This window comes from Arthrobacter sp. SIMBA_036 (genome assembly GCF_046535135.1).
Classification (GTDB): Bacteria; Actinomycetota; Actinomycetes; order Actinomycetales; family Micrococcaceae; genus Arthrobacter.
The window spans coordinates 1-248 of record NZ_JAWRXG010000378.1 but is presented as its reverse complement, the minus strand read 5'-3'; the positions used below and the strand labels follow the sequence as shown (position 1 = coordinate 248).

At 48.0% G+C, this 248-nt stretch carries 1 protein-coding gene; it reads right to left on the bottom strand.

Annotated features, from left to right (window positions below; translation table 11 throughout):
- The coding region (locus SB659_RS20230) for a hypothetical protein (protein ID WP_410551723.1) at positions 1–248 on the bottom strand (248 nt) is incomplete at both ends.

Genomic DNA, 248 nt, shown 5'->3' with positions numbered 1-248 from the left:
GGAATCGTTGGATAAACTTTCGATGGGACGGAGCATTTCCTCCAAAACGTTGCGCCAACAACGTGGAAACTTCCGTATCGTTTGTACATCCGCGAGTCCAAGTATCGAGAATAAGTTTTTTTCTTTCGTCGACCTGCGCCAACAGGGCGACTTTTTCTTTACGCAAACCCGCGTCCTCCACACTCGCCAAAGTGTCTTCCGGCTCCCAAACGGTTCCTTCTTCGTTAATTGTTTCCATTGCAATTTCG